The organism is Congregibacter sp. (assembly GCF_965662665.1).
In the GTDB taxonomy this organism is placed as follows: domain Bacteria; phylum Pseudomonadota; class Gammaproteobacteria; order Pseudomonadales; family Halieaceae; genus Congregibacter.
Genome location: NZ_CBFIIF010000023.1, coordinates 24041 through 45783 on the forward strand (window position 1 = coordinate 24041; position 21743 = coordinate 45783).

24 protein-coding genes are annotated in these 21743 nt (G+C 55.6%); 13 read left to right on the top strand and 11 right to left on the bottom strand.

The features are described 5' to 3' along the window. The first annotated feature begins 16 nt into the window (after positions 1–16). The 5 genes from ACTG39_RS10240 (at position 17) to ACTG39_RS10260 (ending at position 5687) form a co-directional block, all read left to right on the top strand. Positions 17–1840, top strand: coding sequence for an alkyl sulfatase dimerization domain-containing protein (locus tag ACTG39_RS10240; RefSeq protein ID WP_439107455.1), 1824 nt, complete (start codon positions 17–19; stop codon positions 1838–1840). A gap of 32 nt (positions 1841–1872) precedes the next feature. Then, entirely contained in the window at positions 1873–3216 is a 1344-nt protein-coding gene (locus ACTG39_RS10245) for an MFS transporter (protein ID WP_439107456.1), read from the top strand. A gap of 39 nt (positions 3217–3255) precedes the next feature. Further along, positions 3256–4044 carry a trans-aconitate 2-methyltransferase gene (tam, locus tag ACTG39_RS10250; protein ID WP_439107479.1) on the top strand — a complete coding sequence of 263 codons (789 nt, stop codon included), beginning with the start codon at positions 3256–3258 and terminating at the stop codon, positions 4042–4044. Positions 4045–4129: 85 nt separating this feature from the next. After that, positions 4130–4540 (top strand): acyl-CoA thioesterase, encoded by a 411-nt coding sequence (locus ACTG39_RS10255; protein ID WP_439107457.1) that lies wholly within the window; start codon positions 4130–4132, stop codon positions 4538–4540. A gap of 76 nt (positions 4541–4616) precedes the next feature. Continuing rightward, positions 4617–5687, top strand: a complete 1071-nt coding sequence (locus ACTG39_RS10260; protein WP_439107458.1) for a hypothetical protein — start codon at positions 4617–4619, stop codon at positions 5685–5687. 32 nt (positions 5688–5719) lie between these two features. Here ACTG39_RS10260 and ACTG39_RS10265 read toward each other — a convergent pair whose 3' ends face one another. Continuing rightward, positions 5720–6277, bottom strand: coding sequence for a DsrE family protein (locus ACTG39_RS10265; protein ID WP_439107459.1), 558 nt, complete (start codon positions 6275–6277; stop codon positions 5720–5722). Between the two features lie 101 nt (positions 6278–6378). Here ACTG39_RS10265 and ACTG39_RS10270 point away from each other — a divergent pair, with 101 nt between their 5' ends. Both ACTG39_RS10270 and ACTG39_RS10275 read left to right on the top strand, forming a co-directional pair. Next, entirely contained in the window at positions 6379–7305 is a 927-nt protein-coding gene (locus tag ACTG39_RS10270) for an alpha/beta hydrolase (RefSeq protein ID WP_439107460.1), read from the top strand. A 17-nt stretch (positions 7306–7322) separates the two neighbouring features. After that, the gene (locus tag ACTG39_RS10275; protein WP_439107461.1) at positions 7323–7835 is read left to right on the top strand and encodes a hypothetical protein; all 513 of its coding nucleotides are present in this window, start codon (positions 7323–7325) and stop codon (positions 7833–7835) included. Between the two features lie 15 nt (positions 7836–7850). Here the strand turns inward: ACTG39_RS10275 and soxB are convergent, their stop codons facing one another. The 8 genes from soxB to soxC all read right to left on the bottom strand — a co-directional run bounded on the left by soxB (position 7851) and on the right by soxC (position 14331). After that, complete coding sequence (gene soxB, locus ACTG39_RS10280; RefSeq protein WP_439107462.1) at positions 7851–9614, bottom strand: thiosulfohydrolase SoxB; 1764 nt, start codon at positions 9612–9614, stop codon at positions 7851–7853. 75 nt (positions 9615–9689) lie between these two features. Continuing rightward, the gene (locus ACTG39_RS10285) at positions 9690–10001 is read right to left on the bottom strand and encodes a hypothetical protein (protein WP_439107463.1); all 312 of its coding nucleotides are present in this window, start codon (positions 9999–10001) and stop codon (positions 9690–9692) included. Between the two features lie 13 nt (positions 10002–10014). Beyond that, complete coding sequence (gene soxA / locus ACTG39_RS10290; RefSeq protein ID WP_439107464.1) at positions 10015–10851, bottom strand: sulfur oxidation c-type cytochrome SoxA; 837 nt, start codon at positions 10849–10851, stop codon at positions 10015–10017. Positions 10852–10870: 19 nt separating this feature from the next. Then, the gene (gene soxZ / locus ACTG39_RS10295; protein WP_439107465.1) at positions 10871–11182 is read right to left on the bottom strand and encodes a thiosulfate oxidation carrier complex protein SoxZ; all 312 of its coding nucleotides are present in this window, start codon (positions 11180–11182) and stop codon (positions 10871–10873) included. Between the two features lie 24 nt (positions 11183–11206). After that, entirely contained in the window at positions 11207–11659 is a 453-nt protein-coding gene (gene soxY, locus ACTG39_RS10300) for a thiosulfate oxidation carrier protein SoxY (protein ID WP_439107466.1), read from the bottom strand. A 26-nt stretch (positions 11660–11685) separates the two neighbouring features. After that, the gene (gene soxX, locus ACTG39_RS10305; protein ID WP_439107467.1) at positions 11686–12090 is read right to left on the bottom strand and encodes a sulfur oxidation c-type cytochrome SoxX; all 405 of its coding nucleotides are present in this window, start codon (positions 12088–12090) and stop codon (positions 11686–11688) included. Beyond that, positions 12087–13037, bottom strand: coding sequence for a c-type cytochrome (locus ACTG39_RS10310; RefSeq protein ID WP_439107468.1), 951 nt, complete (start codon positions 13035–13037; stop codon positions 12087–12089). The genes soxX and ACTG39_RS10310 overlap by 4 nt, the downstream gene beginning before the upstream one ends. Further along, the gene (gene soxC / locus ACTG39_RS10315) at positions 13021–14331 is read right to left on the bottom strand and encodes a sulfite dehydrogenase (protein WP_439107469.1); all 1311 of its coding nucleotides are present in this window, start codon (positions 14329–14331) and stop codon (positions 13021–13023) included. The genes ACTG39_RS10310 and soxC overlap by 17 nt, the downstream gene beginning before the upstream one ends. Before the next feature lie 112 nt (positions 14332–14443). Here soxC and ACTG39_RS10320 point away from each other — a divergent pair, with 112 nt between their 5' ends. Continuing rightward, the gene (locus ACTG39_RS10320) at positions 14444–14749 is read left to right on the top strand and encodes an ArsR/SmtB family transcription factor (protein WP_439107470.1); all 306 of its coding nucleotides are present in this window, start codon (positions 14444–14446) and stop codon (positions 14747–14749) included. 178 nt (positions 14750–14927) lie between these two features. Further along, positions 14928–16295: an OmpP1/FadL family transporter gene (locus ACTG39_RS10325; RefSeq protein WP_439107471.1), complete on the top strand. Its 1368-nt coding sequence runs from the start codon at positions 14928–14930 to the stop codon at positions 16293–16295. 93 nt (positions 16296–16388) lie between these two features. Here ACTG39_RS10325 and ACTG39_RS10330 read toward each other — a convergent pair whose 3' ends face one another. After that, complete coding sequence (locus ACTG39_RS10330; RefSeq protein WP_439107472.1) at positions 16389–17357, bottom strand: MBL fold metallo-hydrolase; 969 nt, start codon at positions 17355–17357, stop codon at positions 16389–16391. An 84-nt stretch (positions 17358–17441) separates the two neighbouring features. On the opposite strand from ACTG39_RS10330, the gene ACTG39_RS10335 reads away from it, so the two are divergent. The 4 genes from ACTG39_RS10335 to ACTG39_RS10350 all read left to right on the top strand — a co-directional run bounded on the left by ACTG39_RS10335 (position 17442) and on the right by ACTG39_RS10350 (position 21061). Next, the gene (locus ACTG39_RS10335; RefSeq protein ID WP_439107473.1) at positions 17442–17975 is read left to right on the top strand and encodes a YeeE/YedE thiosulfate transporter family protein; all 534 of its coding nucleotides are present in this window, start codon (positions 17442–17444) and stop codon (positions 17973–17975) included. After that, complete coding sequence (locus tag ACTG39_RS10340; protein WP_439107474.1) at positions 17975–18505, top strand: YeeE/YedE thiosulfate transporter family protein; 531 nt, start codon at positions 17975–17977, stop codon at positions 18503–18505. Before ACTG39_RS10335 ends, ACTG39_RS10340 begins: the two co-directional genes overlap by 1 nt. 102 nt (positions 18506–18607) lie before the next feature. Further along, positions 18608–20419, top strand: coding sequence for a cation:proton antiporter (locus tag ACTG39_RS10345; protein WP_439107476.1), 1812 nt, complete (start codon positions 18608–18610; stop codon positions 20417–20419). Between the two features lie 90 nt (positions 20420–20509). Beyond that, positions 20510–21061, top strand: a complete 552-nt coding sequence (locus tag ACTG39_RS10350; protein ID WP_439107477.1) for an HNH endonuclease — start codon at positions 20510–20512, stop codon at positions 21059–21061. 6 nt (positions 21062–21067) lie between these two features. Here the strand turns inward: ACTG39_RS10350 and ACTG39_RS10355 are convergent. Then, the coding region (locus ACTG39_RS10355; RefSeq protein ID WP_439107478.1) for a glycine cleavage T C-terminal barrel domain-containing protein at positions 21068–21743 on the bottom strand (676 nt) is incomplete at its 5' end.

Here is a 21743-nt window from a genome sequence, read left to right on the forward strand (position 1 = left end):
CGCAAGGAACACATCTATGAATTTGACACGCCTCACCCTTGTCGGCCCTTTAGCTTTTAGCGTGATCTTCGCGGGCTGCGCCGACGATAAAAACGCTGTGGATCAGGCTGCGTCGGCCGGTGATGGGGAGAATCCCTACATCGTACCCTTTAGCTCGCCCGACTATCTTCGGAAACACGCACGCTATCTTGAGGAGGAAATGTTCCAAATCGGCGACACACCCGTTTGGGACTACAACACGCCAAACCGGGGCTTCGGCAACGTCATCATGATTGAGGGTGACGACGGACTCATTATCATTGACACCACGACTGCCACTGAACACGCCGCTGTCGCCGAGCGTGCCTTTCGTGAAGTGTCTGATAAACCCGTCAAAGCGGTTATCTATACCCACCACCATGTCGACCATATCAGTGGTGCTGGCGCTTTCATCGACAGCGCAGACGCCGAATCAGGACAGGTGAAAGTCATTGCCGCTGAGAACTTCCTCAGAGAGCTGGAAGACGAGAACCAGGTAACAGCGCCTATTATGGGCATCCGAGCCCTTTATATGTACGGACAGCTCCTCGACCCGGTTACCGACGGACGGGACTACCATATCTCCTGCTGCGGCTACACGCTGGGCACCGAGCTCGGCTCTTACATTGCTCCCAACCATTTTGTTGACGGCAGCGAAGAGATGACCATCGCAGGCATCCGTATGGAGCTTTTCCAAACGGGAGGGGAGTCAGCCAGCCACCTGGCGGTTTGGTTGCCGGACTATCAGGTCATGCTCACGGGCGACGAAATCCAGGGTCCCAATTATCCGAACCTGCATTCGCTGCGTGGCACCAAACCACGGGACGCCATCAAATGGGTGACCGCTATCGATCGTATGCGGGCCTATGACGCAAAGCATCTGGTACCCAGCCATGGCCAACCCCTGGATGGGCAGGCAGAGATTCAGGACATGCTCACCGTCTACCGGGATGCCATTCAGTTCACCCATGATCAGTCCCTACGTTTGATCAACAAGGGCTATACGCCTGACGATCTGGCGAATGCCATCAGCTTGCCTGAGTCCATGGACCGTGATCCATGGACTCGCGAAATGTACGGCACGGTCAAACACAATGTTCGCGAATTCTATGTGGCCTACATCAGCTGGTGGAATGGGGATCCTGCCGAGCTGGACCCTCTCCCACGTTTAGAAAAAGCTCGACGCCTGGTGGAGCTCATGGGCGGCCGGGATCGCGTGTTTGCCGAGGCCGAAAAAGCCTTCACCGCAGGGGATGACCAATGGGCCGCAGAACTCACCGCCTATCTGGTGCGCCTGGATCGCGAGGACATGCAGTCCCGTTATTTAAAGGCCGCAGCCCTGCGCCGTATTGGCTATGCCACTGCCAATACCAACTGGCGTGGGTTTTATCTCACCTCCGCCCGGGAGCTTGAGGGCTCCGTCGTGCCCGGAGACCTACTTCTGCAACTGCAGAAGAAGCGTTTTAATCCCTCTCAGCTGGAGACGGGGCAACTGCTGAGTCTTCTGCGCGTTCGCGTCGACGCCGAGGCCGCCGAAGGTAGGAACGTGAGTGTCGCCTACGAGTTAACAGACACCGGCGAGGTTTACACCCTGCAACTACGCAACAGTATTCTGGATATTCAGGCGACCACGGAGGCCGAGGCCGACGTCACCTTGCGGCTGGACCGACCTCTCCTTGATCAATTGTTCCTCGGGGATATCAGCTACGAAGATGCCATTGATCAGGAGCTTCTCGAAATAGAGGGCTCCAAACTCAAATTGCGCAGCTTTGCTCTGGCCTTTGATCGCGACCCCGGGCACCCCTACTTGAGCCTGCGCTAACGTCCAATTTCGCGCGGGTGCGTATAACTCGCATGACAGACATAAACGCACACAGTGGTGAGACCAGCCAGATACCTGCCATGGCGGTTCTTATCGCCTATGGTTCCTTGGCCTTTCCCCTCGCCGGGGCGTTTATTGCTCTCCAAGTCATTGTTCCAACTTTCTACGCGCAGTCTCTGGGACTCAGCCTCTCAGCCATTGGTGGGATTCTCCTCGCTGCCAGACTCTGGGACCTGTTCACCGACCCCGTTGTTGGCTATCTGTCGGATCGAACGCCAGCCTCCTGGGGGCGTCGCAAGGCTTGGGTCGTCGCCAGTGCACCATTGATCGCTGCAGCGGTATGGGTACTCTTTAATCCGCCCCAAAACGCGGGGAACTCTTTCTTGCTGTTAGCGACTCTCGCCATTTACGTTGCCGGGACCATGAGCATTGTTCCCATGAATGCCTGGGGAGCGGAGCTCAGCGAGTCCTATCACCAGCGCAGTCGAATTTCGGGCTCCCGGGTGATCTTTGGTCTCTCCGGCACTCTGGTTGCGCTGCTACTTGTCGACAACAGCAGTAATGAAGCCCTCACAGAGTCTCTGTTTGCCATTACGATTCTTACCATGATCGGTCTTGCGATCAGCACCCCCCTTGCTGCTCTCGTCGTGCCTGACCGGTCAAAGGTGGATGGACAGCAAAGCTCCCTGCGAGAGGCGGTAAAGCTACTTGCGCAGCCCTCCCCTTTCCGCAGGCTATTACTCGCTTTTTTGCTCAACGGACTCGGTAACGCCATCCCCGCAACGTTGTTTTTACTGTATGTCACCCACGTGCTGGAAAAACCGGGCATCGCGGGTCCGATGCTTTTTGGCTACTTCGTTTGCAGCGCTCTCTCGGTACCCGTCTGGGTCGCCCTATCCAGGCGCTGGGGCAAGCACCGCAGCTGGTGTATCGCTGTGCTCGGTTCATGCCTGTTTTTTTCCGCCACACCCTTTTTAGGCAGCGGAGATATTGTGCAATACGGCATCATCGTCATGGGAACCGGGCTGATGATTGGTGCCGATCTCGTACTGCCGTCAGCGATCAATGGAGATCTCATCGAGTGGGACGCGCTGGAGAATAATCGACGCCGGCCGGGGTTGTTCTTTGCCCTTTGGGGAACTGCCTCGAAGCTTGCCTATGCCCTGGCTGTGGGATTGATGTTTCCGGCGCTCGACCTTGTCGGTTTCGATGCGACCATCGCTAACACTGCTGACGATGTGCGGCTCCTTGCGGTGCTCTACGCCGGCCCCAGTCTGATATTCAAGATCGCGGCCGTTGCCATGATGTGGCGCTTTCCCATCGATGAAACAGAGCACAAGCGAATACGTGCGGCACTGGACGCGCGCGGAATCTGAGGGCAGTCTGCAGTCTGGCAACGCCGGAGCGGCACCCTCATCAGCGACTGGAATCCACAGCAATACGACGACTTTGCCGTCCAGCGGCAGCGGGCTGCAAGAGATCTTGTCGCTTCAATTCCATCCCTGGTGCCGCAGGCACTGCCGGCCACGATCACAGACCTGGGCTGCGGGTCAGGACTATCGACATCACTGTTGACAGCGCAGTGGCATGAGGCAAGTGTTCAAGGCATTGATCAATCGCCGTCCATGCTTGCGCAGGCGAAAAACCGCGTACCAACGGCACACTTTCTTGAGGGGGGCATCGCGAACTTCGCGCCCCTTCAGCGGCAGGACCTACTGTTAGCAAATGCCAGTATCCACTGGCTACCGCGGCACGCCGAACTGCTGCCACAGCTTATGCAAACCCTGACAGCGGGGGGTGTTCTTGCGTTGCAGATGCCCAACAATCTGAACGAGCCGAGTCATCGACTGATGGAGGACGTCGCTTCTTTGCCCGTCTATGCGAAACACCTCAAGGACTTTCACTCTGAGCGGGGAGCGCTCCTCTCAACGCGAGAGTATTACGACTGCCTGATTGCACATAGCGAGCCTGTGCACATCTGGGAGACGCGCTATCAGCATATTCTCGAAGGTCACAAATCCATCGTAGAGTGGTTCAAAAGCACGGGTCTCAAGCCTTATCTGGATATGCTTCCCCCGGAAAAACGTAAAGATTTTGAAGCCGACTACCTTGATCGCATAGGCCATGCTTATCCGCGCCTCTCCGATGGCAAAGTTATGCTGAGTCTGCCGCGGCTTTTTATCGTCGCTCGTCGCGCACTGTAAATGTCTGCCCAGCGCACTCTCCTGCCGTTATTATGCTCAACCGCACAATCAACTTACTTCTATCAAAACTCGGAACCGACGCACTATGGACACGTCATTTAAAGAAACATTAACGGTGCGCTTTCGCGATACCGACTCACAAGGGCATATGTTTTTCGCCAACTACCTCGTATTCGCTGACGAGGTCGCCGGTCACTACATGGCTCAGCTGGGTTTTGACTGGAGTGACACCAAAAACCTTCCTTGCTATGTGTTTACCGCAAACGTCAGCTGCGACTACATCCATGAATGCCTGGCGGGTGATGAAGTACAGGTCGAAGTTGCTTATGAGCGCATCGGCAATACCAGTGCCACACTGGGATTTTCCATGACGCGCATCAGCGATGGCATTGAGCTCGCGAAAGGCAGCTTTGCCCAGGTCTTTGTGGATCCCAAAACACGCAAACCGACACCTGTACCCGACGCAGTACGCGCAAAGCTAAGCGCCACGCTCTGAGAGAGCAGCCCAGCATCCTCGTGATTTTGTCGATACCTGATCGGCTTCTCGGGCCGACGTTCTTAGAGGCTTACTCATGACTACAAAACGACTCTTTGGTACCGCAATCGCGTTTTTGGCGGGCAGCGTTGTCACGGCATTTGTGCTGAAGCCGGAATTGCGCAACCTCCTCTCTACAGATGCAGCTCACGCCAACAATGCTCTCTATGCACCAAGAGACTGGAATCGAAAGACCGCATCCAAGCTCAATATTTCGGTGTTTGCCTTTAGCGATCGCAACCGAAATGGCATTTATGACATCGCCGACAAACCACTTCATCGCATCGCCGTCAGGCTCACGCGACCGGACGGCAGCACGCGCATCACGCGCTCAAACATCAATGGATTTACTAACTTCAGCATGCAGCGAGGCGGTGAGGACGCGGATATCTCTGAAATCGAGAAGAACTATCGATTCGAAGTTTTACCCCCCGGTGGCTGGGAAGTGACTACGGGGAATGCGATACAAACATCGAGTTTTCGTGGCATAGACGGTTCAATCTCCGGTCTGGGGGCAAACAGTCCCCCGGCGGTGGTCGGGCTGGTTCCCCCTGCGACAATCACGGGAAACAGCGATCCAGACAGAGATGTCAGTGTTGATTATGCGCCCGTAGTGCTTGGTACCCCGGTAAGCGCCCTCACAGAACGTACTACGCAAGCACCTGTTTTTACCGTCGGCTTTGACGACCTGAACAGATCACCCATCGAGAAGGTGGCCTCGGGCTACGCAAATCTAAGCTGGGACTATTTGCTGGCAGTAGATAACCAGTTCTACAAGGGCCCGGGCTACATCAATGGCCTTATGAGCGGATCCATGGTTGCCTATAACAGCTCCGGCCACCCCGTCACTATTACCGCGGTGCAGCCCGGCGACAGTTTTGATTTTGTAGGCGGGTACTTTTCTGTTGCCTGGTACAACGCAGAGGGAGAAACGCTACAGGTCAAAGCATGGCGAGGGGACGAGCTTGTTGCCGAAGAAGCACTAACGCTCAGTCATATGACGCCGATTTACTTTCGAGCCGACTATCAGGACATCACCAGACTAGAATTTGAAACAGAGCACTATTGGCAATTTGTTGTGGATGACCTGCAGTTCCGGTTGCCCTGAAACTGCAGGGATAGGATGACGCTGTATAGCGTCTAAAAGGGAACGAGCGTATAGCCTTCCTGCTGCAAGCGCACATGCGCTGTCATCGCCGAAAGTGACATTGTGACCGCCGGGCTAAACTCCTCCGGCGCCATGCCTCGAAATGCCGCGGTCTGACTGCAGAGGTAAATAGGCACTTTGGCCGCGTTAAGCTCCTTTAGCAGCGCCGTATTAGGGTTTGGCTCGTTGTAGCGCTCCTCATAAGCCTCGTCGGTGAGCAAATCCTTTGCCGCCTTCCCGTGAACAATGAGAGCAAACTCTATGCTCTCTGCGGGAATACCGTTACGCGCGTGCATGTTCAAAAAACGCGCCGCTGATATCAGATGTCGATTCTGATCCTCAGGAAAATCCGGCGTGGTGTACATGTCCATGGACACCTTGTAATGCACATCAGGGTCAAGATTGTAGGAACCCGGTGGTGGCGCCATCACGGGGCCAAAGCTTGGCACGACGGGGCCCAGGGTTGGCTCTGCTGCCCATACGGTACTCACCGTCATCGCGGCGACCGCAAGGGCGGGCAAAACAACGGCGTTGCGCAAAAAAGATCGCATTGAATTCTCCTGATTTGACTGACTAAAACTGCCGTACGTTTTGTGGCTGGTAACAAGTGCAGGCCAGTACGTACAATTGGCTTCTGTTAAGAGTATCTGCCATGTTTCTGTTGAAAACCAGTGCCTGCCGGACGGCAATTACGCGGCTATCTGCCCTCACCTTTCTGGGCCTCGGAAGTGGCAGTGTCATCGCAGAAGATATTCAGCTACGAGACGAAGAACCCACGCTATCCGGCCGACTCACACGCAGTGACCGCTGGCCCGAGGGCGACGTGGCGCTCATTCTTCACGGAACGCTTTCGCACCGAAACACCGAGATTATCGAATCCCTGGAAACACTCTTGGGGGAGGAGGATGTGAGTACCCTCGCCATCAATTTGAGTCTTGGCGTCGACAACCGCACCGCCGCAATGCCCTGTGATAGCGTGCACCGTCACCAAGAAAGTGATGCGAGCGCCGAGCTCGCACGCTGGTCCCGGTGGCTAGCCGAAGAAGGTGTGACAGAAATTACCGCGGTGGGGCATTCCCGGGGTGCTCAGCAGCTGGCTCGCTACACAAAAGATAGTGCTGATCCGTTGGTGACTCGATTGGTGCTCATCGCACCACCGCAATGGGCACAGGAAGCAGCCGAGGAAAACTATGCAAACCGCCATGGCCTCTCTCTCCCCGCACTTCTGGCGCAGGCTGAGGCCTTGCAGGCTGCAGGTAAAGGCGATGCTCTCATGCCCGATAAATTAGGCTTACTTTACTGTCAGGATACCCGGGCCACGGCAGAGAGCTTTCTGTCTTACTATCGATTCGATGCTATGCGCGACACACCAACACTTCTTGCGCAGCTATCGCTGCCAACACTGGTCATTGCCGGCAGCGACGATCAGGTTGCCGCAGGACTACCCGCAGCCATGACCACCAGCGCACCTGACGTCGTGATCGAGGAAATTGACGGGGCCGATCACTTTTTCCGAGATCTCTACGCCGATGAGCTTGTGGAGATCGCGGTAGACTTTATGCAAGTCGACTCACAATAAGTACCTTGAGAGAACCTATGGATTATTCCTATCAATTCAGCAACAAGGCTTTTTCTCTTCCACGCTTGTTGGCGCTGACGGCGCTGATTCTGCTGGGAGCTGAAAGCTGGGCGCAATCACTACCAACACCCAAAGTTGTAGGATCATCCTGGGTTTACAGCACGCCGGGGCTTTATCACAACGTCCGCGATGATCTTGTTCAGGCCATTCAGGATGAAGGCCTGGTGATTTCCTATACCGCCCACCTGGCCAGCATGCTGCGACGCACCGCGAATGCCACGGGCGCAACTACGCAAGTTTATGAAAATGCAGAGTCGCTGCTGTTTTGCAGCGCAGAACTGACCTATGAACTAACCCTCAACAATCCGCACAACATCACGCTCTGCCCCTACAGCATCTCGATCTATTCACTGAGTGATGACCCCGAGAACGTGCAGCTAAGTATTCGTGCGCCGGAGTTAGAGCAGCCTGACTATGCAGCGGTGCATCAGCTCCTTGAGCAAATCATTGCTGCGACGCTCACCTGGTAAACGAATAAGAGCCGTTTAGCCCAGCGTACCCCGATAATCTGCTAACCCGGGGTTAGAGCTCACGTTCTTCAGGGCAGGCGATTCGAGACGTTCAATACGCACGGTCTTTTGCGCCCGCAAATATCGCGCGACGACTTCCCAAACGGGGTCACCGGTGGATTGAGAACCGACGGTAGCCCAGCCTGCCACCTTGTAGGAGCCGTTGTCCTGCATACGCTTACCGTTGGCCAGGGTCATGTCCGACACGCGTGATCCCATGGCGGCCAAAGGATCGAGGCGATAGTTAAAGCCGCCGGTGCGCACCATATCGCCTCCCTGCTGATAATAGGGGTCGGCATTGAAGAGGTTGTCAGCAACACTCTCGAGAATGTTTCGCAGTTCGCCGCCGCTCATCTCTCGAACGTAGGTCTCAGGATAGGTCATGCAGGTTTGATCGAGGAGTCGATCCATGGTGATCGCCTCTCCCGGCATGACGGTGGTTCCCCAACGAAAGCCCGGCGATAGCGCTATTTGCGCATCGAGCTCCTGACGCATGGCATCAACAATCAGCTGATCGAAACTGCCGTTAAAGTTTCCTCGGCGATACAACAGTGAGTCCGCCACAGCGAGCTCCTCGTCAAGTACTTCCCGATACGGTGCACGCACAGCATCGATATGCGCCTGCATGGTGGCGTTGGGCGCCAAGAGTTCTGAGAACACAGGAAGCAACTTGTAGCGATAGGCGCTAACCCCACTGTTACCGAACTCCAGGTCGAGCACAGCAACAAACTTACCGTTGCTCCCCGCATTGGTCACCACAGTGGTGCCACCACTGTTTTCAACCTCTATCGGTCGCGGCATTCCATCGTGGGTATGTCCACCCAAAATGAAGTCTATGCCGGACACGCGACTCGCGAGCTTAAGGTCTACGTCCATGCCATTGTGCGAAAGCAAAATCACCGCATCAGGTTTTTCGTCCGCTCGGACTGTCTCTACCAGCTGGCTCAGTTCCTCATCCCGTATGCCGAAGGTCCAGTTGGGGATAAACCGTTTGGGATTCGCTATGGGCGTGTAAGGAAAGGCCTGACCAATCACAGCCACACGGCGACCCTTCATCTCACGAATCGTGTAGGGCTTAAATACGTGTCCCGTGTCCTCGTTATAAACGGGTACGCCATCAAAGAGTGCATCCTCGGTGGCATAGGTGTTGTGCGCAAGAAATTCACCGTTGAAAGCCTCGATGTTCTCGAGAATTTCGTCCTCGTGATAGGTGAACTCCCAGTGGCCGGTCATGATATCCACGCCCAGCAGATTGGTCGCCTCAACCATATCCCGACCCCGCGTCCAAAGCGCGGTGCCAGAGCCCTGCCAGGTGTCTCCGCCATCGAGAAGGAGGCTGCTCCCATCAGGGACTTCGCCACGCAATTGATCGACCAGGGTTTTGAGGTGCGCAAAGCCACCCACGCGTCCGAACTTCTCGGCCGCCTGGACAAAATCGAGATAGGTGAAGGCGTGCGCATCCCGCGCAGAGATGTCCCCCAACTCCTTGAGCAAATTACGGCCCACAACATGCGGCCAGCGGCCCAGGGCTTCCCCCAGACCAATATTGACGTTGGGTTCGCGGAAGTAGATAGGCTGCAACTGCGCATGGCAATCAGTCATATGCAGGATACGTGCGCTGCCAAAGGCGTCGAGATCGTAGAGTGCTCGAGCACTGGCCTGAGCACTGCCAAAATAGGCACCGGTGCCAGCAACGGCAGCGCCCTGGAGTAGTAACTGAATAAATTCTCGTCGATTCACAGCCTATTCCTCACGGAAAAAAGAGAACGGCAAGGCCGGTCTATTGCCGGCTCGAGTCCTGCTTGGATATGGGTATTAGCGACCCACGACGCGCGCTTGCCAGGCGGTTTTTTCGTCTCTGGCCTGCTTTAGCGACTGCTCTGCGACCAGCAGGGCACGATCAGCGAGCTCCTGAGCCAGCTCGGCGTCTCCTGCTTCCATCGCTGCTTTGGCTTCGGCCATGAGCGGTTCGGTCACTGACCAACCGTGCTCTTCAGCCAGGGCCTGTTGATGGATCTCACTCGCGCGAGCAAGCGTTGCCGCTGGATCAGCAAAAGCAGTGGTCGCACTCAATACGAAGGACAGCAAAAGAACGGGTTTGAATACTGTTTGGCTTATTTTCTTCATGGTTGCCTCTTGCTTACTTTCGCGATGCTGGCCCATTGAGCGCCATGCCGTTGCTCATATAGGTCAGGAAATACTCCAGATTACGGTAGGAGTCGCTCTGAGGCTCCAGAGGCTCTGCACGCACCTGCGAATTGCACTCGATGAAGCGTTTGTGCAAAGGACCAACTTCCTTCCACTTCAATCGATACACCGGCCAGTGCGTGGCATGCCCCAGCGCGGCACTCAAGCGCTCAGCGCGAAGAGCATTACCCGCCATAGATACATGGCAACTGCTGCAAGCGAAATTCAGCTGTCCCCGACGGGTATAAAAAAACTCTTTGCCGTCGTTATAAGCTGCTTGTGCCCGAGGGTCATCAGGAATCTCAACGGCAATCTGTTCGTCTCGGGATTCGTAGGCAATAAACGCCATAAGCGAGCTCATCTCGGAGCCAAGATAGTCCCAGGGTTCATCGCCTGCCGCCGTACGACAGTTGTTGAGTCGTTGTTCCAGCGTTTCGACCTCACCGCTCACAGCGTCAAAGCGAGGAAAGTGCTGTTTTACAACCGGGGCGTCTTCTCCCAGGCAGTCTGCATAGCTGCTACCGTCGGCCAGAGGCTCATCGTACAAATCAGCCCCGTCATCAATGGCGATTTCGTAGGGTGGAAAGTCCTCCATCTCTAGCCACTGCTCACGTTTGGCCGCATCCAGAGCATAGGCGCCGTCCCCGTGCGCATCGAGCTCGACGCTCGGAAACCGCTGCTCGTAAAACGCTCGAAGCGCATTCCGATCCTCTTCAGGACCGGCAATGGCAGTGGCACTCATCGCAAAGACCAGTGCAGGGTAAATCCCATGACCCAGGGTGCGTAGCATCTATCGCGTCCTCGTTTTCTTAGAGAGTGAGAGAACCGGAGGACGTGTTGCCGAGGTTATCCTTCCAGCTAACCTCAATAACATCCCCTTCTTTGGCATTGTTCACCACAAATCCAAAGTATGGATCCTTGGAGACCGAAGCACCCCAATCGGCAGTAATAAATACTTCACCGTTCTTGCTGCAGCTCACCGTCTCAATATAATGCGCGGGAATTTTGTTGCCATCGAGGTCCTTGCGTACGCCGGTTTCCATAGGGTGCGGCATCAGGCATTTGACCGAAGCTTTGTCACCCTTGAGGCGACCACGAATTTTGACTGGTTTTACTTCCATCTTATTTCTCCGTCCTGAGCTCGTTTAACCGCCGCAGCCGCCAAGGGTTACCTTGACGTTCTTGGTGGCCACATAAAGTGCATCGGCAGTTTCTATCACTGCGCGCACATCGGAGCTCTCGCCCATTTTGATCCGGGTCTTAAACTCGGGCACTGCACCGGGCATAAAGTGAAATCGCGCCGAGAGCGGGTTGGGGTTGGCATCCACAAGCAAAGCGATGGATATCACTCCTTCCATTTCGGTGCTGACCGTCACAGGAACGATGGATCCATCCTCAGCGATGTCGGGCACCTTAAACTCAAAGCTATCTGTCTCGGTGACAGGCTTGTCACCAAACAGCGCCTTAAGCGCCTCATCTGGCTGAACCGCCTCAAAGGCCTCTCTACTGCGCGCAAATACCTGAAGGGGTAAGGTCGCTAGTGCCGCGGCAGCCAGGATTGCCTGGCCAAAGCGACGTCGTGTCAATGTTCCCTGCATGGGAGACTCCTGCATTCGTCTGCTATTTATAGTGAATGGACATAATCGACCACGAGCTCAAGCTCGCGATCCGTAAGAATGCCGTGAGCACCGTAAGGGGGCATCACGGTATTGGGATTTCGGACGCGCGGGTCGGCAATCTGCGCTTTGAGTACTTCTCGCTCAGGGAACCGCAACTGCATCTGCATCAGGGGCGGACCTCCGTTACCGGTCATCTCAGCGCCTTCGGCCATATGACAGGAATAACAGTTGCCACGATTGCGATCGGCCGCAACTTCACGACCTTCTGCGATAGAGGCCTCATCTGCGGCGTGGGCTGAAAAGCCGCCAAAAGTCGCCACTGAGCCTACGAGCAAAGTCGCGGCGCTTAGATATCGTCTGGCGCCCGATAATTGCGAGCGTAGCTGTGCATGCATGACCGAACCCTTCATTGACTCTGCTCCACAATATAGTCCACGGCCAGATTCACTTCACTGTCGGGCAAGTTCACAAATCCGCCTTTGGGCGGCATGATGCCGTCTTCGCCGGAGTAGCCCTCGATGGCGTGACGATAGAGAAGCTCCATGCCTTGCTCAATGCGTCCGGCCCAGGCATTTGCATCCCCAAGCGCAGGCGCTCCGCCAATACCGCTCGCGTGGCACAGCGCGCAATGCCGCTCGTAAACACCACTGCCGGTAACCGTCGTTACAAGGCCGTCATCCAGCGCTTCGCTCTCGCTATAAAGAGCGTCCGGCCCACCCTCGGGTATGTAAGCTGCAGCCTCTGACGCCACCTCTATGTCATCCGGGTTCTTACACCGCTTCATGCAGCGCTTATTACTCGTATCAGGACGCTGATCGGGAATAAAGTTATCTTCGTTGGGTAAGTGAACGTCGGTCAGATTGTCCCGCGTGAGTACAAATTCGTAGTCCACAATGTCGTTGAGGTGCAGCACATAGGCCGTGATCGCATAGACCTCGTCATCGCTGAGGGACTCAGGCTGAGTAAAGGGCATGGCCCGATGGATATAGTCCCAAAGGGTGCTCGTGTAACGCCAGTAACTGCCGACGGTCTTTTTGGGTCGCGGGTCAGTCAAGCTTCCGTCACCCCCGGCGAGGGCCGGATAACCGCCCACGCTCTCGCCAAAAGAACCGTGACAGGAGGCGCACTTCTCTTCGTAAAGCCATTCACCATCCTCCACAGAACCTTCGCCGGGCGGTAAACCCTGACCATCGGGGCGCACATCAATGTCCCAGCCTGCAATCTGCTCGGCACTAGCAGGGCTGCCGTAGCCATAGCGATCCTCGTCTGCAGCCAGAATCGCCGGCGCCGCCAGCAGGCCGGGCAGCGTTCCCGCAACGAAGAGGACAGTCCGTAGTTGATTACGCAAGTTGGGCATTGACCACACTCCCATCGCCGTTGAGCTTCCAGGTATGGATAGCGTTTTTGTGATAAATCGATGAAGAGCCGCGCGCATCACGCAGCTGGCTATAAGTCGGCTGTACATAGCCGGTTTCGTCCACCGCACGGCTTTGCAGCAATGCCGGGTTACCGTTCCAGTCCCACTCAATGCCAAAGCGTGTCAGAGCCCGAGGTTCAACGACGCTGGTAAACCGTGCTTCGCGCCAGCTCACACCACCATCAAAAGACACATCGACATGCTTGATACGGCCACGACCGGACCAGGCCAGACCCTCAACCCAGAGCTTGCCGGGCTTGGTCAGCGGCTTTTCCGGGCAGGGGTTAGTTAATACCGAGTTGGCTTCCTGTACAAAGGTGAACTCGCGAGCTTTACCACTGGGCAGCAAGTCCGTGTACTTGGAGGTCTCCTCGCGGTGGTACCAGGGCTTGTCGCCAATCTCCAAACGGCGCAACCACTTCACACAGGTGTTTCCTTCCCAGCCGGGGTTGATCAAACGGACCGGGTAACCCTGCTCGGGACGCAAGGCCTCACCATTTTGCGCATACACAATGAGCGCATCGTCCATGGCCTTCTCCATGGGAATGCTGCGGCTCATGTGCGAACCGTCGCTGCCTTCGGCAAGAATCCACTTTGCGCCTTTTTGAACGCCGCACTCCTGCAAGAGTGTCGAGAGCAGCACCCCGGTCCATTCGCAACAGGAAAGCATGCCGTGGGAAAACTGCAATCGATCCATCTGTGCGGCACGCCACTCCATGCCACCGTTTGCGGGACATTCGAGAAAACGGATCATGCTCACTGATGGAAAACGCATGAGATCTTCCATGCTGAAGATCAGCGGACGATCAACCATCCCGTGAATCATTAAACGGTGCTGATTAGGGTCTACATCGGGCAGTCCGGCGTGATAACGCTCAAACACTACACCGCTGGGCGTGATGATGCCCTTGAGATCGGCAAGAGGTGTAAAGCTCACCGAAGCAATCTTGTCGGCCGTCAGCCACTCTACCGTGCGCCGCTGGACATTCGCCTCGTGGGGCGATGGCATACCGTAAGGATTGGTATTTACCGCCGACCCAAGGCTCCGCGTCCATGAGGGCGTGCCCGGAGGCGCCGCCTGCGCCGTTACGCCAGAAGCCGCGCTGGCCAGTCCCGCGCCACCCAGGAGTGCAAGACCATTTTTCAGAAAACTCCGTCTCTCAGAGCCGTTCAGCTTCTCGCTGGACTCGGCAACGGAGCGGACCAACTGGTCTAGCTGCTGTTGTTTTTGCATTATGGCTACCTTTCTTATGTTAGTTGCTGAGAGCGAATCGGTAGTAGACTCGTTCACACCCCACATCAATTAGTATATTATATATTTCGTATATAACAAACCCCGGATTTTTATGGACCTCGAAAAAATGCACAGCTCGGCCTCCGACGTTAGCGATCTGCTGAAGTTGCTGGGGCACCCGGACAGACTGATGGTTCTTTGCCAGTTAAAGTTTGGCGAACAGTCGGTAGGAGAGTTGTCGCGCAACCTCGGCGTCAAGCAATCGCCGCTTTCACAACATCTGGCGCGTATGCGTCACGAGGGCGTAGTGGCCAGTCGGCGTGACGCGCAAACGATGTATTACTCCATTACTGATCAGAAGATTGCGCAGGTCATAGGGGTTTTATATGACCTCTATTGCGCAGTGGATGAGGCGTAAACCGCCGTCCAAACCGCGTCAAAGCACCCCCCTAAGGATCACCAAATGGTGATTTGAACGTAAATATTCGTTTACACCGCGCCAAAATCACAATATCTTAATATTCGAATGTAGCGGAGTGCCTTTGGCATTTACGCTGCGGGGGACAATAACGATAAGACAGAATAAGGAACAAATCATGAGAGCAAATACGCTATTCGCGGGTGGCGCGATCGCGACCGCACTCTTCATCTCTGGCAATGCAGCGGCAACTAACGGGTATTTCACCCACGGCATCGGCACGCACAATAAAGCGCAGGCAGGTGCAGGTACCGCCTCGCCGGAGCAGGCGATTGACGCCGCCAACAACATTGCCTCCGGCGTTTTAGTCGGTGATCGTATGGATCTGGGACTCGCGATATTTTCACCACGGCGCAGCTACGACACTTCGGAAAGCCAGATAAACGGTCAATTCGGCTCCTTCACCGTCAACGCTGACAACGTCGAGAGCGGTAGCGAATACTTCCCTATCCCCTACATCGGTAAGAGCTGGGCGCTGGAGAATGACCGGGCGATAAGTCTGCTGTTTTACGGCCGCGGTGGTATGAACACGGACTACAAGGACGGCAGCGCCACCTTTGACCCCGACGGTCCAGGGCCCGCACCGGTTATGACCCTACCTGGCACTTTCGGCACCGGTAATACCGGCGTCAATCTGAATCAGGCGTTTCTGGAGCTGGGCTACAGCTTCAAAACCGGCGACTTTGCCTTTGGTATTGGCCCGGTTATCGCCATACAGACTTTCGAAATTGAGGGTGTCAGCGCCTTTGGTGGCTTTACTCGCTCCTTTGCGGCAAGCGGCGGCACCCAGCCTCCCACGGGACTGAGCAACAATGGCACTGACTACTCCCTGGGCTATGGCGTCAAGGCAGGCGTCATCTGGGATGCCACAGACACTCTGGACTTCGCGGTGTCTTATCAGTCGCGCATGGAGATGCAGGAGTTCGATGACTACTCCGATCTCTTTGCCAAGCAAGGCTCCTTCGACATCCCCGCCGTAGGCCGGGTCGGTGTGAGCTGGCAGGCCACCGAGCGTCTGAAGCTGCACCTTGATGTTGAGCACGCGCAATACGGCGAGATTGAATCAATCGCTACACCGCTCCAGCGCATATTCGACTGCCCCACAGCAGGTCAGGGTGGCACCAATGTCGAAGCATGCTTTGGAGGCAATCAGGGCGCGGGCTTTGGCTGGAGTGACGTCACCACCTATAAGATCGGTGGCAGTTATGTCCGCGGCGACTCGCCATTTACCTATCGCTTCGGCTACAGCTACGGCGAGCAACCCATCGATGAATCAGCCGTGGTGCTGAACATTCTGGCCCCTGCGACCGTTGAGCAACACTTTACTTTTGGCGTCTCTCGCAAGACCCAAAAGGGCCATGAGTTCAGCGTGGCGTTTATGTACGCGCCAGAAAACACCGTAACGGGTACTAACGCTTTTGATCCCACGCAGACCATAGACTTGACTATGGATCAGTTTGAGATCGAGCTCTCCTGGAGCTGGTAAGGCCTTAAGTCACCAGGACTTTTGGACTGACGGACAGCGGACACCGCCCACTCCACGCGCTGAGTGGGCGGCGCTCGTTTCATTAGAGGAGGGTCAGAACAACTTCTCTTCCATTTGTCTGAACAATCGCCCTGCATTCTTCTGGGCCAACTCATCAAAGGTATCCAGATCGCTATAACTCGACTGATCGATGTTGTAGGCATCGCTAAGATCACCATCGTCATCGAGGATGACCTCGATCTCTTCTCGTAGAAACTCCAGATAGCCCTGGGTGTAATAACGGATGGTGTCGATGTCTGTGGGTCCACCATGACCGGGAATCACGATTTCCGGCTCCAGAGCCGCCATAACATCAAAAGAATCAATCCAGGCGTCCACGTCCGAATCGGGGAAAATACCCAGCAAACGCTCATGAAACGCAATATCTCCCGCGATCAGCAGGCGCTGCTCGGGCAGCCAAACGGATAAGTCGCCCGGAGAGTGAGCGCGACCGAAGCGACGCAGCTCAACGCGCTGCCCCGCCAGATCCAGTACGTAGCTATCGTCGACAGCGACATCCGGCAAGACGACCCGCCCCTCTGTAACCAGGGGCCCCATGCGCTCACGCATTTGCGTAAGGGAGCGCTCTCCGTGGGCCTTGATCTCCTCAATGGCCTGACGTTGCGCGATGATCGGCACACCCTGATCAGACCAGTAGCTGTTACCCAAAAACGCGTGCCCCTGGCCATTCTCGTTGATCACGTAGCGCACGGGTTTATTCGTGCGTTCCTGAATTGCGCGATGTAGCGCCGCCGCAAGCAGGGCGTTGTCTCCACCATTGACCACCACCACGCCGTCTTCGGCAATGATGAAAGAGAGGTTGTTGTTGTGACCAAAGTTTTCCCGCGACGGGGCTTCGGTGGCACCAATAGCAGAAAACACTGAATCGCTTACCTCGGTAATCACCAAATCCGGTTGAGATGACCCCTGATCAGAAGCGAACGGCGGCTGCGCTACCCCCAAAAACGTTGCAATGACGGCAAACAACCAGAGTTTTTGTGACTTTTGCTTTGAGGTATTCATAAATAGTAGATTTACTTAATATTTAAATTTGCTAATATTCTCTCACGCTAATACGACAACGATAAAATAAATAGGGGACAGGTCGTGAATAAAGACTTCATCATTTCATGGAAAGCAGCGGGAATATCTCTGGGCCTGCTGCTCGTGATTGCTACTGCTTTAGTTAAACCGCTGGGGGTATCCTCTCAGTTTGTGGTGACCGATGGGATGGTTGCCCATCAGGTAGCGCCAGAATTCGCGGAATCCAACACCTATCTTGCAAAATACGGCGAGAAAGACAACTGGGGCGTCGGTTACGGTTGGATGTTGGTTTTCGGCATGGTTGTCGGGGGCGGTGTCACCGCTCAACTACTGCGCCGGCGCCAACCCGATGCGGACAAGGGCTCTATGCCTGAACTCTGGAAAGCGACCTTTGGCCCATCCAAGGCAAAACGTTATCTGGCTTCTTTCTTTGGCGGCGTACTCCTTTTGTTTGGCGCACGTCTGGCCGGGGGTTGCACCAGTGGCCATATGATAAGCGGCATCTCCCAGCTCGCTCTCAGCTCCTTCATTTTTGGCGTCATCACCTTTGTATCAGCAATACTGATGGCTAAATTGCTCTATCGCGGGAGAGCGTAATGAGTACTCTGATTATCGGTTTTTTGATCGGCTGCGCGTTCGGCGCGATCTTGTACCTCGGCGGCGCGACGAGCTATCGCCGCATTTTAGGCACCCTTTTGCTCAAGGATATGTGGATCATCAAGCTGATGATGACTGCAATTGGTGTCGGCTCTCTGGGTATCTATCTGCTCGATATGGGCGGCCTGGCGAATATGTCGGTTAAACCTGCCTATCTTTGGGGCATTGCTGCCGGCGGCGCGATCTTCGGCATTGGCTGGGCGGTAGCCGGTTACTGTCCAGGAACCTGCGTGGTGGGTAGTGCTGAGGGTAAGAAGGACGCTATTTTCACACTACTGGGTGCGCTTGCTGGTGCCTTTTTGTTCTCCCTGGCCTTCCCGCTGCTGGAATCGACCCTGATTCAACCGGCCAACTTCGGCGCGGTGACCTTGGAGTCACTGTTGGGCATTAACGGTATCTATATCGCTTTGCCTTTCAGCATTGCTCTCCTGTTTTTGGCCTTTTTTGTTCTTAAAGACCGCTACGACTAAGCGATAGATTGGCGCGGACAATTTGTTGCCGCGCCTTCCTTTCCATCGCTCTCTGATCACAGTAGGCTGACTCGCTAATCTGAATGCGAGTTTCAGCCTCTTATGGATCAATCTGTTCTCTACACCATGGCCGCCGTGCTGGTACTCGGCGTAGGGGCCCAGTGGTTAGCCTGGCGCTTAAAGCTCCCCTCTATTCTGCCTCTGCTGGCGCTCGGCATTCTCGCAGGACCGGCAACAGGACTCCTTAATCCCGACGAAATGTTCGGGCCGATTTTGTTCCCCATGGTCTCTCTGGGCGTTGCCCTCGTGCTGTTCGAAGGCGGTATGACGCTCCGATTTAGGGACATTCGAGGACACGGTGCTGTAGTCACTAATCTGGTCAGCTGGGGTGCGGTTCTTAACTGGCTGTTGATCGCCGCCGGCGCGCACTACCTGGCAGGGCTCTCAGGTGACATCGCCATGCTGTTTGCCGCGCTGATGATCGTCACCGGCCCTACCGTGATTAATCCGCTTCTGCGCACAATGCGTGCAGAAAACAGCGTCAGTCAGGTGCTCCGCTGGGAAGGCATCATGATCGATCCGGTCGGGGCGCTGATAGCCGTGCTGGTGTTTCAGTACTTGCTCACCGGGCAAAACTCTCTCCTGCTGTTTGCCGAAAGTGTTGCCACGGGAACCATCCTGGGCCTGGCCGGTGCAAGCAGTTTGGGCCTTGTCCTCCGCCGCCATTGGGTTCCGGAGTACCTGCTTAACGTCCTCACCCTCGCCTGGGTGGTTATGATTTTTGCGGTCAGCGATGCCTTCGTCCACGAGTCAGGACTCCTCGCAGTGACAATAATGGGGGTTTGGCTGGGCAATATGCGCAACGTAGCCGTGAACGAAATCCTGAGTTTTAAAGAGAGTCTCTCGGTCCTGATTATCTCGATGCTCTTTGTGGTGCTGGGCGCCCGAGTTGATCCGGCGGAAATCATCGCTACAGGCTGGCAGGGAATCATTATCCTATTGATAATCCTCGCGGCACGGCCGTTGGTCGTATGGTTGGCCACCATACGCAGCGGCTATCGCTGGCAGCAAAAAGCACTGATTTCCTGGGTCGCACCTCGCGGTATCGTCGCAGCCGCCGTGTCCTCATTGTTTGCGATTCGCCTGGAAGATTCTGGGCATGAAGGTGCCTCGACCCTGGTCGCCCTCACCTTTATGGTCATTCTCGCGACCGTGGTACTGCAAAGCTTTAGCGCGCGACGCGTAACCGCTGCGCTGGGACTCGCCGAGGCTGAACCCAATGGCGTGTTGTTCGTTGGAGCAAACAGCGTGGCAAGAGCCATCGCGCAAGCGCTTCAGGATCAAGGTTATCGCGTAAAACTTGCAGACACGTCTTATGAAGAAATCCGCGCCGCGCGCATGGCGGGTTTCGAGGTTTATTACGGCGATCCCATCTCTTCTCACGCCGATCAGTATCTTGAACTCTCTGGTATCGGACGCCTGTTTGCAGTGAGCCGGCGTTCGCGGTGGAACACCCTAGCCTGCATGAAGTTTCGTGGCGAGTTTGGCCACCAGCGCGTCTTCAGTCTTCGCAACAGTGAAGATCGTCACGAAACCGAGCGCTCACGCATCGCCGATGAGTACGCTCCTCCCCGTTTGTTTAACCAGGATGTCACGTTTGAAAAGCTCGCCAGCCTCCTAGCAGGGGGTGCAGAAATAAAAACGATTCGTTTGGGAGACGACTTCAGTCTTGAGGACTATAAGCGGGAAAACGGCGCAAAATTGATTCCACTCTTCAGCCTGGGTGACAAGCAGAAGCTGCGGGTAATCAATGATCCGGAGTCCATTGCCGAGCAAACGGGCACCCAACGTCTCATTGCCGTGGTTTGGAAAAACTCTGAACCATCGACGTCAGAAAAGAGCGGAGGCGCGTAGAGCGCAAGGCGCGCAAACTAATTTCATCCAGGGATTGTGCGCGCTCCGCGATTGCAGTAGTTTAGCCAGGACCTCTACGAGTAGGAACGCATGCAGGCGATCCTCAAGTTGGACCTGGCAGGACAACCCCGCGGATGGTTGTCACTCCACGAAGCCATATCGGCCTATGCCCGAGGCGACGTTGTCTACGGCATTGGGGATGTCTTGCCTCCGGTGTTTGGTGGCGTCCAGCGACTCTCCGGGCAACGCTCCCGCATCGACCTACAGCCCATCATTGCGCTTCAGGGTCGTATCGTTCAGGGATTCACCCCGCCCCTTTGTAATCGCACGCTGTTTCGACGGGATGATCATCGCTGTCTGTATTGCGGCACTCAGCACAGCCGATCAGATCTAACTCGGGATCATGTCATGCCCGTATCGCGGGGCGGCCGAGATCGCTGGGAGAATGTGGTCGCTGCCTGCAAACGCTGTAATTGGCAAAAAGACAACAACACGCCTGAAGAAGCGGGCATGCCGTTGCTAGCCATTCCATTCCGACCCAACACCTACGAATGGCACTATCTGGCCAAAGATCGAATTCTCGCGGATCAGATGCAATACCTGTCCCAACAATTTAAAGCCCCTCGTGCCTGGGCTAACTAAGCAGGACTAGCCTCGAAAGTATCGCTGCGGTACCAGCGGCATTTTGCACACCTCTACCGGCAGCTCTTTACCGCGAACGTCAACACTTAAGGCTGTATCGATCGCCGTATAACCACTTTCCACAAAAGCCATGGCAATAGGCGCATCCACTGTTGCGGCGTAAGCCCCGGACGTGATCATGCCCACCACCTCCCCCGCTGCGTTCAACACATCTTGCCCTTCTCGCACGGGTCGTTTACCCAGGACCCGGATGCCCACTCGGGCGCGGCTCGTTCCCTCGCTTAACTCCAGACCGATGCGCTCAGCTCCCGGATAACCTCCGGCGCGAGCTCCCCCGGGACGGCGAGACTTACTTATGGACCAATTCAATTTCGCCTCGATGGGTGAGATCGACGGCGACAGCTCGTGCCCATAAAGACACAGCCCCGACTCCAAACGGAGAGAATCCCGGGCACCCAAGCCCACGGGCGCGGCATCTTCGTGCTGCAAGAGCTTTCTGGCCAAAGTCTCTGTGTGCTCCCCGGCCACTGACAATTCATAGCCATCCTCTCCGGTGTACCCAGAGCATGTCACGTACAAAGGAATGCCATCCAATTCGCAATGCACACCCCGGAGAAACACCAGGTCTGCGGCCTCGGGCAGCAACTCGCCCAATACTTCTCTGGCCTGCGGGCCCTGTAGG

Bases quoted from the DNA above. Each gene is read 5' to 3' on its own strand.
- ACTG39_RS10245 (WP_439107456.1), top strand. From the start codon at position 1,873: ATGACAGACATAAACGCACACAGTGGTGAGACCAGCCAGATACCTGCC.
- ACTG39_RS10285 (WP_439107463.1), bottom strand. From the start codon at position 10,001: ATGAAGAAAATAAGCCAAACAGTATTCAAACCCGTTCTTTTGCTGTCC.
- ACTG39_RS10310 (WP_439107468.1), bottom strand. From the start codon at position 13,037: ATGCCCAACTTGCGTAATCAACTACGGACTGTCCTCTTCGTTGCGGGA.
- ACTG39_RS10275 (WP_439107461.1), top strand. From the start codon at position 7,323: ATGGATTATTCCTATCAATTCAGCAACAAGGCTTTTTCTCTTCCACGC.
- soxX (WP_439107467.1), bottom strand. From the start codon at position 12,090: ATGAAGGGTTCGGTCATGCATGCACAGCTACGCTCGCAATTATCGGGC.
- ACTG39_RS10350 (WP_439107477.1), top strand. From the start codon at position 20,510: ATGCAGGCGATCCTCAAGTTGGACCTGGCAGGACAACCCCGCGGATGG.
- ACTG39_RS10255 (WP_439107457.1), top strand. From the start codon at position 4,130: ATGGACACGTCATTTAAAGAAACATTAACGGTGCGCTTTCGCGATACC.
- ACTG39_RS10330 (WP_439107472.1), bottom strand. From the start codon at position 17,357: ATGAATACCTCAAAGCAAAAGTCACAAAAACTCTGGTTGTTTGCCGTC.
- soxC (WP_439107469.1), bottom strand. From the start codon at position 14,331: ATGCAAAAACAACAGCAGCTAGACCAGTTGGTCCGCTCCGTTGCCGAG.
- soxA (WP_439107464.1), bottom strand. From the start codon at position 10,851: ATGCTACGCACCCTGGGTCATGGGATTTACCCTGCACTGGTCTTTGCG.
- ACTG39_RS10240 (WP_439107455.1), top strand. From the start codon at position 17: ATGAATTTGACACGCCTCACCCTTGTCGGCCCTTTAGCTTTTAGCGTG.
- ACTG39_RS10320 (WP_439107470.1), top strand. From the start codon at position 14,444: ATGGACCTCGAAAAAATGCACAGCTCGGCCTCCGACGTTAGCGATCTG.
- ACTG39_RS10325 (WP_439107471.1), top strand. From the start codon at position 14,928: ATGAGAGCAAATACGCTATTCGCGGGTGGCGCGATCGCGACCGCACTC.
- ACTG39_RS10345 (WP_439107476.1), top strand. From the start codon at position 18,608: ATGGATCAATCTGTTCTCTACACCATGGCCGCCGTGCTGGTACTCGGC.
- soxZ (WP_439107465.1), bottom strand. From the start codon at position 11,182: ATGGAAGTAAAACCAGTCAAAATTCGTGGTCGCCTCAAGGGTGACAAA.
- ACTG39_RS10340 (WP_439107474.1), top strand. From the start codon at position 17,975: ATGAGTACTCTGATTATCGGTTTTTTGATCGGCTGCGCGTTCGGCGCG.
- soxY (WP_439107466.1), bottom strand. From the start codon at position 11,659: ATGCAGGGAACATTGACACGACGTCGCTTTGGCCAGGCAATCCTGGCT.
- ACTG39_RS10265 (WP_439107459.1), bottom strand. From the start codon at position 6,277: ATGCGATCTTTTTTGCGCAACGCCGTTGTTTTGCCCGCCCTTGCGGTC.
- ACTG39_RS10270 (WP_439107460.1), top strand. From the start codon at position 6,379: ATGTTTCTGTTGAAAACCAGTGCCTGCCGGACGGCAATTACGCGGCTA.
- ACTG39_RS10260 (WP_439107458.1), top strand. From the start codon at position 4,617: ATGACTACAAAACGACTCTTTGGTACCGCAATCGCGTTTTTGGCGGGC.